This is a genomic window from Vreelandella aquamarina (assembly GCF_900110265.1).
GTDB classification, from domain to species: domain Bacteria; phylum Pseudomonadota; class Gammaproteobacteria; order Pseudomonadales; family Halomonadaceae; genus Vreelandella; species Vreelandella aquamarina.
In genome coordinates, this window is sequence record NZ_FODB01000045.1 from 18,009 (window position 1) to 34,941 (window position 16,933).

At 57.4% G+C, this 16,933-nt stretch carries 14 protein-coding genes and 3 tRNA genes; 3 read left to right on the plus strand and 14 right to left on the minus strand.

From position 1 onward, the window contains the following. Positions 1 to 87: 87 nt before the first annotated feature. Positions 88 to 345, minus strand: a complete 258-nt coding sequence (locus tag BMY49_RS12540) for an OadG family protein (RefSeq protein ID WP_044630001.1) — start codon at positions 343 to 345, stop codon at positions 88 to 90. A 127-nt stretch (positions 346 to 472) separates the two neighbouring features. Between BMY49_RS12540 and BMY49_RS12545 the strand changes: the two genes are divergently transcribed. Then, complete coding sequence (locus BMY49_RS12545; protein ID WP_244154965.1) at positions 473 to 1,477, plus strand: tRNA dihydrouridine synthase; 1,005 nt, start codon at positions 473 to 475, stop codon at positions 1,475 to 1,477. Between the two features lie 239 nt (positions 1,478 to 1,716). Here the strand turns inward: BMY49_RS12545 and BMY49_RS12550 are convergent. The 9 genes from BMY49_RS12550 to BMY49_RS12590 all read right to left on the minus strand — a co-directional run bounded on the left by BMY49_RS12550 (position 1,717) and on the right by BMY49_RS12590 (position 8,933). Continuing rightward, positions 1,717 to 1,793: transfer RNA gene (locus BMY49_RS12550), tRNA-Arg, on the minus strand. A 68-nt stretch (positions 1,794 to 1,861) separates the two neighbouring features. Beyond that, positions 1,862 to 1,938 (minus strand) — tRNA-Arg (locus BMY49_RS12555). Positions 1,939 to 1,968: 30 nt separating this feature from the next. Further along, positions 1,969 to 2,061: transfer RNA gene (locus BMY49_RS12560), tRNA-Ser, on the minus strand. A gap of 124 nt (positions 2,062 to 2,185) precedes the next feature. Next, entirely contained in the window at positions 2,186 to 2,374 is a 189-nt protein-coding gene (gene csrA / locus BMY49_RS12565; protein ID WP_009722197.1) for a carbon storage regulator CsrA, read from the minus strand. Between the two features lie 192 nt (positions 2,375 to 2,566). Next, entirely contained in the window at positions 2,567 to 3,817 is a 1,251-nt protein-coding gene (locus tag BMY49_RS12570) for an aspartate kinase (RefSeq protein ID WP_044630003.1), read from the minus strand. Positions 3,818 to 3,923: 106 nt separating this feature from the next. After that, a complete protein-coding gene (gene alaS / locus BMY49_RS12575; RefSeq protein WP_089675710.1) occupies positions 3,924 to 6,533 on the minus strand; it encodes an alanine--tRNA ligase in 2,610 nt (869 codons plus the stop codon). 224 nt (positions 6,534 to 6,757) lie between these two features. Next, complete coding sequence (locus BMY49_RS12580; RefSeq protein WP_044630005.1) at positions 6,758 to 7,219, minus strand: regulatory protein RecX; 462 nt, start codon at positions 7,217 to 7,219, stop codon at positions 6,758 to 6,760. 38 nt (positions 7,220 to 7,257) lie between these two features. Beyond that, positions 7,258 to 8,319, minus strand: coding sequence for a recombinase RecA (gene recA / locus BMY49_RS12585; RefSeq protein WP_089675711.1), 1,062 nt, complete (start codon positions 8,317 to 8,319; stop codon positions 7,258 to 7,260). An 89-nt stretch (positions 8,320 to 8,408) separates the two neighbouring features. Continuing rightward, positions 8,409 to 8,933 (minus strand): CinA family protein, encoded by a 525-nt coding sequence (locus BMY49_RS12590; RefSeq protein ID WP_044628864.1) that lies wholly within the window; start codon positions 8,931 to 8,933, stop codon positions 8,409 to 8,411. Positions 8,934 to 9,054: 121 nt separating this feature from the next. Between BMY49_RS12590 and mutS the strand changes: the two genes are divergently transcribed. Then, positions 9,055 to 11,622, plus strand: a complete 2,568-nt coding sequence (gene mutS / locus BMY49_RS12595; protein ID WP_089675712.1) for a DNA mismatch repair protein MutS — start codon at positions 9,055 to 9,057, stop codon at positions 11,620 to 11,622. A gap of 183 nt (positions 11,623 to 11,805) precedes the next feature. Then, complete coding sequence (gene fdxA, locus BMY49_RS12600; protein WP_044628866.1) at positions 11,806 to 12,129, plus strand: ferredoxin FdxA; 324 nt, start codon at positions 11,806 to 11,808, stop codon at positions 12,127 to 12,129. Between the two features lie 497 nt (positions 12,130 to 12,626). On the opposite strand, the gene eno is transcribed toward fdxA, so the two are convergent. The 4 genes from eno to BMY49_RS12620 form a co-directional block, all read right to left on the minus strand. Further along, a complete protein-coding gene (eno, locus tag BMY49_RS12605; RefSeq protein WP_054641331.1) occupies positions 12,627 to 13,916 on the minus strand; it encodes a phosphopyruvate hydratase in 1,290 nt (429 codons plus the stop codon). A gap of 68 nt (positions 13,917 to 13,984) precedes the next feature. After that, the gene (gene kdsA, locus BMY49_RS12610; RefSeq protein ID WP_044628868.1) at positions 13,985 to 14,848 is read right to left on the minus strand and encodes a 3-deoxy-8-phosphooctulonate synthase; all 864 of its coding nucleotides are present in this window, start codon (positions 14,846 to 14,848) and stop codon (positions 13,985 to 13,987) included. A gap of 10 nt (positions 14,849 to 14,858) precedes the next feature. Beyond that, complete coding sequence (locus BMY49_RS12615; RefSeq protein WP_089675713.1) at positions 14,859 to 16,514, minus strand: CTP synthase; 1,656 nt, start codon at positions 16,512 to 16,514, stop codon at positions 14,859 to 14,861. Between the two features lie 150 nt (positions 16,515 to 16,664). Continuing rightward, on the minus strand, positions 16,665 to 16,933 hold a 269-nt coding region (locus tag BMY49_RS12620; protein WP_143058131.1), incomplete at its 5' end, for a zinc ribbon domain-containing protein.

The following is a 16,933-nucleotide window of genomic DNA, read 5'->3' on the forward strand; positions in this document are numbered from 1 at the left end:
TGGCTCACAGTTTAGCGTTATGGATTTGTAGTAAATTTAACAAAAAAATAGCCATCAGAGCGAAATAAGCACACAAAAGCGTGCGTCTTACGGACGGCGGGACGAGCGGTAACGATGCACTGCAGCACTGATCACCGCGGCAACTTCGTCATTTTGGCCGTTACTGGCGGGTGTTTTTGCACTATTTCGACCCGCTGGCGCTGCCACTGGAGCAGGCTGAAAGCGGTCGATCAACTTCGACATCAGCGTAACGCTAATGACCAAAATAGTAAGAAAAACAAAAACAAAGCCCATACCAAGGCCCATTAGAGCGAGCCCCTCTTGGAGTAACTCCGACCCCTGCATAGCGTGCTCTCCTTGTTTTATAGGGTTATTGGCACGCCAAACGCCTCTAACGGCGCTTGGCGCAATAAGGGTAATACACTAACCTGCCACATTCAGGATAGAATGCAATCGCGCCATAGTGGAAGTCATGGTTGTTAATTTACTACATAAAGGCAAGATCGGTCTTGCACCGATGGAAGGCGTTATTGATGCGCTCACCCGCGATCTACTGACTCGCCAGGCCGGTTTCGACTGGACGGTGACGGAGTTTGTCAGGGTAGTGGATACCCGCCTTCCCCCACGGGTGTTTTACAAACACTGCCCCGAACTCACCGGCCGCCCGGTAGCGACGCCTAACGGCGTACCCGTCCATCTGCAGCTACTCGGCTCCGACCCTAGGGCACTAGCCGAAAATGCCCGCCAGGCGCTAGCCCTTGGGGCCATTAGCGTGGATCTCAACTTTGGCTGCCCAGCCAAGCTGGTGAACCGCCACGACGGCGGCGCATCGCTACTGCGCCAGCCCGACCGCGTCTACCAGGCCGTCAAAGCGGTCGCAGAGGCGCTAGACGGCGCAATTCCGGTGACCGCGAAGATTCGCCTGGGATTTGCCAATCGCCGCTTGGCGGTGACCTGTGCGCAGGCGACGGAAGCAGGCGGCGCAGCGCGCTTGGTCGTACATGGCCGGACACGGGACGAGGGATATCGCCCACCCGCTCACTGGGAGTGGATTGGCAAAGTGCGCCACCACCTCTCGATCCCTGTGGTGGCCAATGGCGATATCTGGACGCTTGAGGATTACTGGAAGGCACGCACGCTCTCCGGCTGCTGCGATGTGATGCTCGGACGCAGCGCGCTGGCTGACCCCTGGCTGGCACCTCGGATTCGCTACTGGCAACAAACCGGCGAACGTTTGGCGGAAACCACTTGGGAAATGCGCGCCAGCGTACTGCAAGAGTACGCCGCGCTCCAGCGTCAACACCTTCCTGACCGCGTGGTCGTGTCGCTGGTGAAGCAGTGGCTTGCCCAGATGCGTCAAGGCAACGCTGAAGCCGACCAGCACTTTCAGCGTCTGAAGCGCCTGACCGACTTGGACGCACTTCTCGGCAGCCTTACCCCTAGCGCAAGCGCCCTCGCCGCCTACGAACCCGCCTAAGCCGGGCGAAGTGCCTGAACCAGCCGCCGTTGAACCTGCTGAGTCAAAGCGCCTATCGAGGCGCTTTTTTTCGACCCATACGCGGGTCCGACCCACCTCATTTCCTACGAGCCAAAAAAAAGCGCCCTTCCGCAAAGTTGCGGGGGCGCTTTACACGATCGCAAGACTAACGCGCGAGCCACGTTAGTCAGGCTAGAAAACAGAAAACCCGCTCTTTAATGAGAGCGGGTTTTGAAATCTGGCGCGCCCGGGAGGATTCGAACCTCCGACCACCTGATTCGTAGTCAGGTACTCTATCCAGCTGAGCTACGGGCGCTTTTCAGTCATTGCCTAATTCATCAAGCAATGAAATCAGTGTAACATCAAGCACTTAGCTTTGCAACTTGGCGCGCCCGGGAGGATTCGAACCTCCGACCACCTGATTCGTAGTCAGGTACTCTATCCAGCTGAGCTACGGGCGCGTATCAAATTACGATGCTACATCATGCAGTTGGCGGAGAGAGAGGGATTCGAACCCTCGATAGGGCTATAAACCCTATACTCCCTTAGCAGGGGAGCGCCTTCAGCCACTCGGCCACCTCTCCTCAACGGCACGGCGCGAATATTACCGATTTTGATGGCTGGTGTCCAGCCTTATTCCGATTTTTTTCGCGCCGGCCTAAAATCACCGCTTAAACGCCCTTTAATGAGCGTAACACGGACAGCCATTTATTCTGATTCGCTTTCACTATTACGTTCACGCTGAATGCGCTGATAGATCTCTTCACGGTGAACCGCGACATCTTTTGGTGCGTTCACACCAATGCGCACTTGATTACCTTTCACACCTAATACTGTGACGGTAATTTCATCACCGATCATCAGCGTTTCGCCAACGCGGCGGGTTAGGATGAGCATGGCTGATCTCCTTCTCAGACGTTTTATACAACGGGATGTGTCCGCCAGCGGCGTCACCATGCCATTATGCGGCATGGTGACGCCTGCCACCAAAGGCTTTGGCCCCTATGACACCTTACCCTCCCGTTGAAAGAAAGCTCACCACCACACGGCAGCGAGTAACTTCAGCGTAGAAGGTTTAGGCCACAATTGTTATTCAGATTCGATATCGGACTTATCGAGACCAAACGCTTTGTGTAAGGCGTTAACTGCAAGCTCCATATGTTTTTCGTCAATTACGACAGAAATTTTAATTTCTGAAGTAGAGACCATACGGATATTAACGTTTTCATCGGCCAATACGCGGAACATTTTAGAGGCAACACCCGCATGAGAGCGCATGCCAACGCCGACCAGCGACACTTTGGCAATGTTGTCATCGCCGCGCAGCTCACCGCCGCCCAGGTCAGGAATAACGGTCTCTTCTAGCAGCTTTTTGGTGGCTTTATAGTCACCTTTTGCCACGGTGAAGGTGAAGTCGGTGTAATCGCCAGCTGGTGCAACGTTCTGGACGATCATATCTACTTCAATATTCGCGTCGGCAATCGGCCCCAAAATACGTGAAGCCACACCAGGTACATCCGGCGTATTCAGCAGGGTGAGTTTGGCTTCGTTCTTGGTAAACGCGATACCGGAGATTAGCGGTTCTTCCATAGAATCCTCGTCTTGGTCTGAATCTGCAACAATCAGGGTGCCAGGGCCGTCTTCAAAGCTAGACAGTACCCGCAGCGGCACGTTGTATTTACCGGCGAATTCAACAGCGCGAATTTGCAGCACTTTGGAGCCCAAACTAGCGAGTTCGAGCATTTCTTCTACGGTGATGCTTTCAAGGCGCTGCGCTTTGGAACATACACGGGGGTCCGTGGTGTAAACACCGTCTACGTCGGTATAGATTTGGCACTCATCAGCCCCCAAGGCGGCAGCAAGCGCCACGCCGGTGGTATCAGAGCCGCCACGCCCCAGCGTGGTGATATTGCCGTCTTCGTCTACGCCTTGGAAACCAGCGACCACCACGACCTTCCCTGCATCCAGGTCAGATTTGAGATCGTCAGTTTCAATACGCTGAATACGCGCCTTGGTGTAGGCGCTGTCGGTATGAATTCCTACCTGGGCACCCGTGTGCGAGGTCGCCGACACGCCAATTTGCTGTAGCGCCATGGCCAGTAGGGAAATGGTCACCTGCTCCCCTGTTGAGAGCAACATATCCATTTCACGCGGGGCGGGATCCTCGTTCAGAGCATGGGCCATTTCGGTCAGGCGGTTGGTCTCGCCACTCATCGCGGAGACAACAACCACTACCTGATGGCCCTGGTCGCGAAAGCCTTTAACTTTTTCCGCCACGGCCTTGATACGGTCGACAGAGCCCACCGAGGTGCCGCCGAACTTCTGTACGTATAGTGCCATATGCCGTTTTTCCTTTACGTTCGGGAATGGAGGGTGAATATTATTGTTGCCAACTTTCCTAACTAGCAAAAAGGCCGGTAGCAAATAATGCCACCGGCCTCTCTATTTAGCGAAGTGTGTTTTCCAACCAAGCCGGGACACTGTTCAACGCGTCCGGCAGCGCCTCTGGCTGACTGCCGCCTGCTTGAGCCATATCAGGGCGCCCACCCCCTTTGCCACCCACTTGGGAGGCCACATGATTAACCAGCTCGCCCGCTTTAACACGGCCAGTTAAATCAGAAGTGACCCCAGCAATCAGGCTGACTTTACCAGCGGCCTTGTCAGCAGTGGCTAGCATAATCACGCCAGAGCCTAGCTTGTTTTTCAGCTGATCCAATACGCCGCGCAGATCTTTACCAGACACGCCATCCAACTCAGTTACCAGCAGCTTCACGCCGCCCACTTCCTGCACTTGGCTGAGCATATCGCTACCCGCCGCGCTCGCCAGCTTCGCTTTGAGCTGCTCAAGCTCTTTTTCCAGGCTGCGGTTGCGCTCCACCAGCGATTCGACACGCGCTTCCACTTGCTCTGGCTTGGTTTTTAAGCGTTCGCTAATCCGCTGAACACGGGCTTCTTGCTCACGGAAATACGCCAGTGCGTTTTCGCCGGTGATCGCTTCAATGCGACGCACACCCGAGGCAATACCTACTTCGCTGACCACGTGGCAGCAGCCAATGTCGCCACTGCGCTTAACGTGGGTACCGCCGCAAAGCTCGATGGAGAAGTCATCGGCACCGATGGTCAATACGCGCACGTTATCAGCGTATTTGGCTTCGAACAGTGCTGCCGCGCCTTTGGCCTTGGCATCGGCGAGGCTCATCTGCTCGATTTTGGTCGGCGCGTTGGCCAAGATTTGCTCGTTGACGATGCGCTCGACCTCAGCAAGCTGCTCTGCGGTCATCGGTTCGAAGTGACTAAAGTCAAAACGCAGACGCTCTGCGTTGACCAACGAGCCCTTCTGCTGAACGTGATCGCCCAGCACCATACGCAGTGCTTTGTGCAGCAGGTGGGTCGCGGAGTGGTTACGAATGGTCGCGCTCCGCAGGCTGGCGTCCACTTCACCGCGTACGTTGGCGCCGACACTCAGACTCCCTTCGACCATTACCCCCTGGTGAAGGTGGTGGCCACTCTGTTTCTGAGTATCGTTCACCTGAAAACGACCACCATCGACGTGCAAGTAGCCAGTATCGCCCACCTGGCCGCCGGACTCCCCATAGAACGGAGTACGATCGAGCACTACGGTGCCTTTTTGACCGGCTTCCAAGGCCGCCAGCGCGTTGCCTTCGCTGTCCACTATGGCGGTCACGGTGGCCTGGTCTTCCAGCCGCTCGTAGCCGGTAAACTGGGTTTCGCCGTCCAGTTCGATAGAGGCCGTGTAATCCGCGCCAAACTGGCTGGCGGCACGAGCGCGTTCGCGTTGAGCTTCGAGTTCACGCTGGAAACCGGCTTCATCCAGTGTCACTTCACGTTCTCGGCACACGTCAGCAGTCAAATCGAACGGGAAGCCGTAGGTGTCGTAGAGTTTGAACACGGTTTCGCCGGGCAGCACATCACCTTGCAGCTCTTCGAGCGCCGTGTTCAGCAAGCCCATACCGTGATCCAGCGTCCGCGCAAACTGCTCTTCCTCTTTCAGCAGTACGCGGGCGATCTGCTCGCTGGCCTCGCGCAGCTCGGGGTAGGCACCACCCATTTCGGCATCCAGCGCACTCACCAGCTTGTGGAAGAACGGCTCGGCCGCGCCCAGCTTGTGGCCGTGGCGAATGGCGCGACGAATAATCCGGCGCAGCACGTAGCCGCGGCCTTCATTGGAGGGCAGTACGCCGTCGGCAATCAAGAAAGCGCAGGAGCGAATGTGGTCAGCGATGACGCGTAACGAGGGCGCGGTGGTATCGCTATGTCCCGTGGCGTCTGCTGCCGCCTTGAGCAAATTCTGGAACAGATCGATTTCGTAGTTGGAGTGCACACCCTGCATCACCGCCGCCACGCGCTCTAGGCCCATACCGGTATCGATAGAGGGCTTCGGCAGCGGATTGAGGGTGCCTTGGGCATCGCGCTCGAACTGCATGAAGACGAGGTTCCAGATCTCGATGTAGCGGTCGCCATCCTCTTCAGGGCTTCCGGGCGGGCCACCCCACACTTCCGGGCCGTGATCGAAAAAGATCTCAGAACTGGGGCCGCAAGGGCCGGTGTCGCCCATTTGCCAGAAGTTGTCCTCGTCCAGCTTGGAGAAACGCTCGGGGTCGATACCGATCTCATCTTTCCAGATGCGCTCGGCTTCGTCGTCGCTGATATGTACGGTGACCCAGAGCTTCTCTTTGGGTAACCCCAGGGTTTCGGTCAAAAATGTCCAGGCAAAGCGGATGGCGTCACGCTTGAAATAGTCGCCAAAGCTGAAGTTGCCCAGCATTTCGAAGAAGGTGTGGTGGCGAGCGGTGTAGCCAACATTATCTAAGTCATTATGTTTGCCGCCGGCACGCACACAGCGCTGAGCAGAAGTGGCACGCACGTAGGGGCGAGGGTCACGACCCAAAAACACATCTTTGAAAGGCACCATGCCCGCATTAGTGAACAGCAGCGTCGGGTCGTTGCCCGGCACCAGCGAGCTAGACGGAACAGCCGTGTGGCCGTGCTCTTCAAAAAACGTTAAAAAGGCCTGTCTGATCTCTGCGCTTTTCATAGGGTATCCGTAACAAGAAAGCGTGATGCCCCAGGGCGCTGTCGCCGCCACCCGCTGGGGTCGCAAAGGAACCATTATAACGCAGTTGTCAAACGACTAAAGCCGCAGTTAGTGGCAAAACCAAAACAGACGGCCCAAACAGAGAAGAAACAAACAGGAAGAAAGCCGCTGTAAGCTAGGGCAGTAACAGCCCTGAGCGGGGTTATAGACAGCCCTGAGCGGGGCTACAAACAGGAAAGAGCATAGCGAATTTGTTCAAAATCAAACCCACGCGCTGCTAAAAAACGCTCGCGCTTGGCACGCTCTTTGGGGGAATCACCCGGAGTGGAAAAACGCCTTTCCAGCGTTTCTCGAGCAAGCTCAAACCAGTCTACCGCTTCACGCTCTTCTACTGCTGCCAACGCGGCGGCCTGAGTTTCCTGGTCAACCCCGCGTTGGCGAAGCTCGCCTTTAATGCGAATTAGGCCCTGCCCTCTGGAAATACGCGAGCGTATAAAGCTCTCGGCAAAGCGTGCATCGGACTGCAGCGACTGCTCGGCCAAGGCGTCTAGGCAAGCAGAGATTTCATCGGCATCAAAAGTTTTTTGCTGTAACTTACGCGCCAGCTCGGCGCGAGAATACTCGCGCCGAGCCAGTAGTTGAATCGCTACTTCACGTGCAGAAGCATCCACATTAGAGGAAAACATCGAGTTTCCCTCTTAGCACATGCAATGGAGGTAGCGGCTTAAAGCAGATCATCATCGCTATCTGTAGCCACATCAGCGGCAGACGCTTCTTCCTTCTTCGGCTCCGCCTTGGCCAGTAGCTGATCACGAATCTGAGTTTCAATCTCGTTCATGATTTCAGGATGCTCTTCCAGGTACTGCGCCGCATTGGCTTTACCCTGGCCGATCTTGTTGCCTTTATAGCTGTACCAAGCGCCTGCTTTGTCTACTAGGCTGCACTGCACGCCAAGATCGATAACCTCACCCGCGTGGTAGATACCTTTGCCGTAAAGGATCTGGAACTCAGCTTGCCGGAACGGCGGTGCCACCTTGTTCTTCACTACTTTCACGCGGGTTTCGTTACCGGTGACTTCGTCGCCCGACTTCACCGAACCGGTGCGGCGAATATCCAAGCGCACGCTGGAGTAGAACTTCAGCGCGTTACCTCCGGTCGTGGTCTCGGGGCTACCGAACATCACGCCAATCTTCATACGAATCTGGTTGATGAAGATCACCAAGCAGTTGGCGTTTTTGATGTTACCGGTGATTTTACGCAGCGCCTGGGACATCAAGCGCGCCTGCAGGCCCACGTGGGAGTCGCCCATTTCGCCTTCGATTTCCGCACGCGGAGTCAGCGCAGCCACGGAGTCGATGATAATCACATCCACGCCGCCCGAGCGGACCAGCATATCGGTGATTTCCAGCGCTTGTTCACCGGTGTCCGGCTGGGAAACCAGCAGGTCGTCCAGGTTGACGCCCAGCTTCTCAGCGTAGCTGGGGTCGAGCGCGTGCTCGGCATCAACGAAGGCACACACTTTGCCCTGCTTTTGCGCTTGGGCAATGACCGAAAGCGTCAGGGTAGTTTTACCCGATGACTCTGGGCCAAAGATTTCGACGACACGACCAAACGGTAAACCACCAATGCCGAGTGCAATATCCAGCCCCAGCGAACCGGTGGAGACAGACGGCATCACGACGCGTGGCGCATCGCCAAGGCGCATAACGGTCCCTTTACCAAACTGGCGATCAATCTGGCTGAGTGCAGCATTAAGCGCTTTTGTGCGGTTGTCTTCCTGAGCCATGCGGAAATTCCTCATAACAAGCTGTATAATTAGCCAGTAGTATGCCAAAGATTAGCGGCTAAACAAATCCTCAGCGGCAACTTTAACGATTATTTCTTCTGCGCCTGAGCGCTCAGCCTCGACACTAAACCCGCCAGCGCTTCGCGCACCGCCTGCTCCCGCACCGCTTGGCGGTCGCCGGGGAAGTGGAAGCACTCTGCCTGCTGCTGTCCAGCACTGCCCCAGGCAATCCATACGGTACCTACCGGTTTTTCGTCGCTGCCGCCCTCCGGGCCGGCCACACCGCTCACCGCAACGGCTAAATCAGCCCCGCTTTCACGGCAGGCTCCCGCCACCATCGCCTTCACCACGGCCTCGCTAACGGCTCCATGGGCTTCAAGCGTGGCAGGCTCCACACCCAGCAGGCGGGTTTTCGCGGCGTTTGAGTAGGTCACATAGCCCGCTGTAAAGTACGCCGAACTGCCTGCCGCCGAGGTAATCGCACTGGCAATGCCTCCTCCGGTGCAAGACTCTGCGGCGGTCACTTCAACGCCAAGCTGAAGGCAAAGCCGCCCCAGCCGCTGGGCAAGCAGCGATAAATCGAGGTTCTTGAGGCTAGAAACGCTGGGGGGCATGGTGACTCCTTCATGTAAGACCTTAGGGTAGCGTAGAATACTGCGTTTAGCTTTCTCAATGAAATTGCTCAACGAACATGCCGCAGGCCAACCGCTTGCGCCACGCTCAATCAGGACGCCCATGTCACAGGCCAGCCCCGCCCATACGCCAATGATGGCGCAATACCTTAACATCAAGCGCGAGCACCCCGAGGTACTGCTGTTTTACCGCATGGGGGATTTTTACGAGCTGTTTTTCGATGACGCTAAACGCGCCGCTGCGCTGCTGGATATCACCCTGACCCAGCGCGGCCAGTCGGGGGGTAAACCCATCCCCATGGCCGGGGTGCCCTACCATAGCGCGGAAGGTTATTTAGCCCGCTTAGTAGCAGGCGGTGAGTCGGTGGCGATTTGCGAGCAAATCGGCGACCCAGCCACTAGTAAAGGCCCGGTGGAGCGTCAGGTGGTGCGCATCGTCACCCCCGGCACACTGCACGATGAAGCCCTGCTAGATGCTCGGCGAGATAACGTTCTGGTGGCCGTTGCCCCCGGAAAAGCTGGCTGGGGACTGGCATGGCTGGAGCTCTCCAGCGGTCGTTTTAACGTACTGGAAGTCGAGAGCGAAGCGGAAATGCTCGCCGAGTTGACCCGCCTCTCCCCTGCGGAGCTGCTGGTGCCGGAGAGCCTGACCCTGCCCGATGCGTGGTCGCAAAAGCGCAGCCTACGCCGCCAGGGGGAGTGGCTATTCGATCTGGAAAGCGCCACCCGCAGCCTGTGCGACCAATTTGAAGTTAGCGACCTGCGTGGCTTTGGCTGCGCGCACCTCTCCACGGCACTGATCGCGGCCGGTGTCTTGATCGACTACGCGCGCGATACCCAGCGCTCGCGCCTGCCCCACGTGACCGCCATCAGCGTAGAGAACCGCGACGATGCCGTGGTGATCGACGCCGCCAGCCGCCGCAATCTGGAAATCGACATCAACCTCGGCGGCACCGGCGATAACACCCTGGCCAGCGTGCTTGATACCTGCACCACGGCCATGGGTTCGCGGCTTTTAAAGCGCTGGCTGAATCGCCCGCTACGCCAGCGGGAGATCGTCGAGGGCCGCCAAGCCGGCGTGGCCCTACTCTCTATTGATGCCAACTATATGAGTCTGCGGGATACGCTGAGCGACGTGGGGGACGTGGAACGCATACTCGCCCGCGTCGCTCTTTACAGCGCACGCCCACGCGATCTCGCGCGACTGAGAGATGCGCTCGCCACGCTGCCCACGCTGGAAGCGCTGCTGACCGATATCGACAGCGGCAGCACCCTGGATAGCCTCAAGCCGCACATTCGCCCCTACCCCGAGCTGGCCGATACGCTAGCGCGAGCGCTGGTCGACAACCCGCCCGTAGTCATTCGGGATGGCGGCGTAATTGCCGACGGCTTCGATGCCGAGCTAGATGAGCATCGCGGCATGGCCGAAAACGCAGGCGACTATCTCGTTCAGTTAGAACTGAGAGAGCGCGAACGCACGGGACTTGCCAACCTAAAAGTCGGCTATAACCGCGTACACGGCTACTTTATTGAGCTGCCCCGCGCCCAGGCGCAGCATGCGCCAGCTGACTATATCCGTCGTCAAACGCTGAAAAACGCCGAGCGCTTTATTATCCCAGAGCTGAAGGAGTTTGAGGACAAAGCGCTTTCCGCCAAGTCGCGGGCGCTGACGCGGGAAAAATGGCTCTACGATCAGTTGCTAGCCGAGCTCAACGCCCAACTGCACGAGCTACAAAACACCTCACGCGCGCTGGCTGAGCTGGATGTACTGTGTGCTTTTGCCGAGCGTGCCGACGCTCTTAACTGGGTACGCCCGCAGCTAGTGGACGCGACCGGCATTACCATTACCGCCGGACGGCACCCGGTGGTCGAACAGGTGAGCGACACGCCGTTCGTGCCTAACGATGTTATGCTAACGCCCAAGCAGCACATGCTGATCATCACCGGCCCCAACATGGGCGGTAAATCGACCTACATGCGCCAAACCGCCCTGATCGCCCTGCTGGCCCATAGCGGCAGCTTCGTACCCGCCGATGCCGCCGAAATCGGCCCGGTTGACCGTATCTTTACCCGGATCGGATCGTCAGATGATCTAGCGGGCGGGCGCTCTACCTTCATGGTAGAAATGACTGAAACCGCCAATATTTTGCACAATGCCACCGAACACAGCTTGGTGTTAATGGATGAGATTGGCCGTGGCACTAGCACCTTCGATGGGCTTTCCTTGGCCTGGGCAAGCGCCGAGCATCTCGCTAACGCTCGGGCGCTCACGCTGTTTGCCACGCACTATTTTGAAATGACGGCACTGCCTGAGCAGGCGGAGGGCATCGCCAATATTCATTTGACGGCAACGGAGCACGGCGATGGTATCGTGTTCATGCACCGTATCGAGGCAGGCCCCGCCAGCCAGAGTTATGGCTTACAGGTCGCCCAACTCGCCGGGGTCCCGGCTCCGGTAATTCGTCGCGCTCGGGAAAAGCTGATGATGCTCGAACAGCGGGATGTCGACGAGCAGCAGCGGCCCTCAGCGAGCCCTGCGATACCGCAGCAAAACGACCTGTTCGCCAGCGCCCCGCACCCGGTGGTAGAAGCGCTCGGCAAGGCGGATATCGACGACTTGTCGCCTCGCGAAGCGCTGACCTTGTTGTATCAGTGGCGAGAGTTGCTATAGACAATGGATATAATGAGCGTCAGTAATCGCATCAAACAGATGAGCGCGAGCGCTTGCCGCCGGGTATGGGCACCACTAGAATGTCGCCCATACCTTTTTACCTTATAAAAAACCGCAGATTTATAACCATTCACGATTGACCACGACCGGGAGGCTTCTCGGTCTCGCAAGAGGGATAGCAAGATGACGTTTGTCGTTACCGAGAACTGCATCCAATGCAAATACACCGACTGTGTGGAAGTTTGCCCAGTCGACTGTTTCTACGAAGGCCCCAATTTCCTAGTTATTCACCCGGACGAGTGCATCGACTGCGCGCTGTGTGAGCCAGAGTGCCCTGCTGAGGCAATATTCTCGGAGGATGAGCTGCCAGATGGCCAAGAGCAGTTTATCGAGATCAACGCGGAGTTGGCCGAAGTGTGGCCCAACATTGCCGAGAAGAAAGACCCTCTGCCCGATGCAGAAGAGTGGGATGGCAAAACAGGTAAGCTGGAAAAACTCGAGCGTTAAGCGCAGAGTGTTAGCACACCACAAAAAAACCAGCGTTTACGCTGGTTTTTTTGTAGTCGGATGGAAGGCGTCCATGATTGCGTGAATGGCCTACACAAAAAAAGGCGGCCCGTAGGCCGCCCGCTCCAAGCACTTCCTCTGACCACTCCCTGTGTCAACCTCCTCAGGTGACTTCCTTGCCAAGGCTCACATCACTGTGTCACCCAGCGCACCTGCTTGCATCCCGTTGCATCCTGCCTGAAGCATCCTTGCCTCCCCTTGTCCTGAATGCATTGTGGCAGAACAGCGCAACTTCTCAAGCGGACCCAATACGCAAAAGGCGAGCCCAAGGGGCCGCCTTTCTTTCATAAAACTCAACTAAGACAATCACTTAAAGTTGGATTAGTGAAAAATCTCGCTTTTTCTTACAAGGTTTCGAGCGAATTTCGTCGGCATTTGTAAGAGATCTCTTACAAATTTTTGAGAGATCTCTTACACGCGAACGCTATGTTTTTGACCTACTGGCCTTTGATGGCTTTCAAACCGGGGTAGCTCACATCCCCTAGCTCGGCTTCGATCACCAGCAGGCGGTTGTACTTCGCGACACGGTCAGAACGACACAGCGATCCGGTCTTGATTTGTCCCGCACAGGTGCCTACGGCCAAATCGGCAATAGTGGTATCTTCCGTTTCACCACTACGGTGGGAGATGACCGCCGTAAAGCCCGCATCTTGGGCCATTTTAATCGCGTCGAGGGTTTCGGAGAGCGAGCCAATCTGGTTGAACTTGATCAGAATCGAGTTACCGATCTGCTCGTCAATGCCACGCTTAAGGATTTTGGTATTGGTGACGAATAGGTCGTCCCCCACCAGCTGCACCTTGTCGCCCAGCTTGTCGGTCAAGGCTTTCCAACCGGCCCAGTCGGACTCGTCCATGCCGTCTTCGATAGACACGATGGGGTAGTCGGCACACAGGCCCGCCAGGTAGTCGGCAAACCCTTCGGAGTCGTAACGCTTGCCTTCTCCGGCCAGGTCGTACTGACCTTCCTTGTAGAATTCGGAGGCAGCACAGTCCAGCGCCAGAGTGACATCGCTGCCCAGGGTATAACCGGCATCGGCCACCGCCTGCTTGATGACGGCCAGTGCCTCGGCGTTGGACGCCAGGTTCGGCGCAAAGCCACCCTCATCACCGACCGAGGTAGACAGCCCCTTGGCAGAGAGCACTTTTTTCAGTGCGTGGAAAATCTCCGCGCCCATACGCAGACCTTCACGGAAGTTGGGGGCGCCCACCGGCTGCACCATGAACTCCTGAATATCCACGTTATTGTCGGCGTGCTCACCGCCGTTGAGGATGTTCATCATCGGTACCGGCATGCTGTACTGGCCTGGCTGACCGTAAAGCTCGGCGATATGGGCATACAGTGGCACGCCTTTGGCATTGGCCGCCGCCTTGGCTGCCGCGAGCGACACCGCCAGAATCGCATTGGCTCCCAGAGTCGCCTTGTTATCCGTGCCATCCAACTCCAGCATGGCATTGTCCAAACCGCGCTGGTCCCGCGCATCCATTCCCAACAACGCATCACGAATCTTGCCATTCACGGCCTCGACGGCTTTTAAAACGCCTTTACCGAGGTAGCGCGCCTTGTCGCCATCACGCAGTTCGAGTGCTTCGCGGGAACCCGTGGAGGCACCGCTGGGGGCACAGGCAACGCCTACGGCACCGCTTTCCAAACGTACGGTGGCTTGAACGGTCGGGTTACCGCGCGAATCGAGCACTTCCAGCGCACTGATTTCAACAATTTTGGTCATGACAGTGTCCTTTGGTTGTCGGTCTAATAGATGAGAGATCCAATGTATACCACGGATTAACGCCGCGATTAACGGATGGTTAAGGGATCGAAGCCTTTTACCAGAGCGTCTAACTGCGACAGCTGCGTTAAGAATGGCTCTAATTGATCCAGCGGCAGCGCACAGGGGCCGTCGCACTTGGCATTATCGGGGTCTGGATGAGCTTCTAAAAACAGCCCGGCCAAACCAACCGCCACGCCCGCACGAGCAAGCTCTGCCACTTGGGCACGGCGGCCATCGGCGCTATCCGCCCGGCCACCGGGGCGCTGCAGAGCATGGGTGACATCGAAGAACACCGGGTAACCGGTCTGCTTCATATCGCCAAAGCCCAGCATGTCCACCACCAGGTTGTTGTAGCCAAAGCTGGTGCCGCGCTCGCACAGCATCAGGCGGTCATTGCCCGCTTCCTGAAACTTGTTAAGGATATGGCGCATTTCGTGCGGGGCCAAAAACTGCGGCTTTTTGATATTGATGGCAGCGCCCGTTTTCGCCATTGCCACCACTAGATCGGTCTGGCGCGCCAAAAAGGCCGGCAGCTGGATGATATCGGCGACTTCAGCAGCAGGCGCTGCCTGCCAGGGCTCGTGCACATCGGTAATGATGGGCACGTTATAGCGCGCCTTGATATCGGCCAGGATTTGCAGGCCTTTTTCCAGCCCAGGCCCCCGGTAGGAGTGGATCGAGCTGCGATTCGCTTTGTCGAAACTGGCCTTGAACACATAAGGCATACCCAGCTTTTGCGTCACATTCACGTAGGCCTGCGCCACTTCATCGGCCAGCTCCGCCGACTCCAGCACGTTCATGCCGCCAAGCAGCATGAGTGGCAAAGAATTGCCGGCGGTCAAGCCGGCAACGTTGATGTGATGCTCTGGGAATTGGGACTGAGAAGACATGCTTCCCCCTTTATTCCTGAGGTGCGGCGTGGGCACGGGTGCGTGCCGTTTTGTGTTCTAGTGCGGCATTGACGAAGCCCGAGAAGAGCGGATGACCGTCGCGAGGCGTCGAAGTAAATTCCGGGTGGAACTGACACGCCACGTACCAAGGGTGGTCCGCCAGCTCGACGACTTCGACCAGCGACTGATCGACGCTCTTGCCCGAAATCACCAGGCCCGCAGCTTCCAGCTCATCAATGAACTGGTTGTTGACTTCGAAGCGGTGGCGATGACGCTCAACGATTTCGCCGGCACCGTACGCTTCGCGGGCTTTGCTGCCAGCGGCCAGATGGCACACTTGGCCGCCCAAACGCATGGTGCCGCCCAGGTCGGAGGCCGCGTCGCGCAGCTCGATCTTGCCTTCGGCATTGATCCACTCGGTGATCAACCCCACCACCGGGTGCTTGGTATCGTGGGTAAACTCGGTGGAGTTGGCGTCTTTCCAGCCAGCCACGTTGCGGGCGAACTCGATCACCGCTACCTGCATGCCTAGACAGATACCCAGGTAAGGGATGTTGTTTTCACGGGCAAACTGGGCGGTCAGAATCTTGCCTTCCACACCGCGCTCGCCGAAACCGCCGGGCACCAGAATGGCGTCTTTGCCTGCCAGGCGCTCGGTGCCGTGACGCTCGATGTCTTCAGAGTCGATGTAGTCGACGTTGACCTTGATGCGGCCCTGAATACCTGCGTGGATCAGCGCTTCGTTCAGCGACTTATACGCATCCAGCAGCTCCATGTACTTGCCGACCATGGCGATGCTGACCGACTTCAGCGGGTTCAGCTTGGCATCGAGTACCTTGACCCACTCCGACAGATCCGCAGGCTCAGCTTCTAAGCGCAGCTTGTCGCAGACGATATCGTCCAGGCCGTGCTCGTGAAGCATTAGCGGAATGCGGTAGATAGTGTCGGCGTCTTGCAGCGGCACTACCGCACGCTCTTCCACATTGGTGAACAGCGCAATCTTGCGGCGCTCGCTCTCCTCAAGCTCCACTTCGCTGCGGCAAATCAAAATATCCGGCTGGATGCCGATGGAGCGCAGCTCTTTTACGCTGTGCTGCGTCGGTTTGGTTTTGGTTTCGCCAGCGGTCTTGATGTACGGCACCAGGGTGAGGTGCATGTAAATGGCGCGGCTTGCGCCCAGCTCGCTACGAATCTGACGAATGGACTCCAGGAACGGCAGTGATTCGATATCGCCAACCGTCCCGCCGATCTCCACCAGCGCCACGTCGAAGCCTTCGCCTCCAGCGTAGACGCGCTGCTTGATCTCATCAGTGATGTGCGGAATGACCTGCACAGTGCCACCCAGGTAGTCACCCCGGCGCTCTTTGCGTAGCACATGTTCGTACACGCGGCCGGTGGTGAAGTTGTTGCCCTGGGTCATTTTGGTGCGAATAAAGCGCTCATAGTGACCTAAGTCCAAGTCCGTCTCGGCGCCATCCTCGGTGACGAACACCTCGCCGTGCTGGAAGGGACTCATGGTGCCCGGGTCCACGTTGATGTACGGGTCGAGCTTGAGCATGGTGACCTTAAGGCCGCGGGCCTCGAGAATCGCCGCCAGCGAGGCCGACGCGATGCCCTTGCCAAGAGAGGACACAACGCCGCCGGTCACGAAGATATATCGTGTCATGGAAAACCTGTCGAAACGTGATCAAAAGGCGTAACAGAAAGCCACACCAGGATGGGACGACAGAATAGCAGAGTACGCCTTAAGGCTCAATTTGAAGTGACTGCTCCCCGCCCTAAGCGCTGACGCGCCACGGGCGAGGCTTCCCACTTCTCAGGCAGCTGCCGACGATGTGCCGGACTTACGCAAGCCTCCATGGGCAGAGACGGACAGCCCTTCCGCCTTCAGCTCGATAATGCCTTGATGCTTGATGTTCAGCGCCGCGTTGATGTCCCGGTCGTGCTGTGTGTGGCAGGCGGGGCACTCCCACGACCGGACGTTCAACGGCATGGCGTCCATCTTGTGCTGGCAGACATGGCAGGTCTTGGAGCTGGCAAACCACGGGTCAATCTTGACCAGATGCTTGCCCTGCTCCCTGGCCT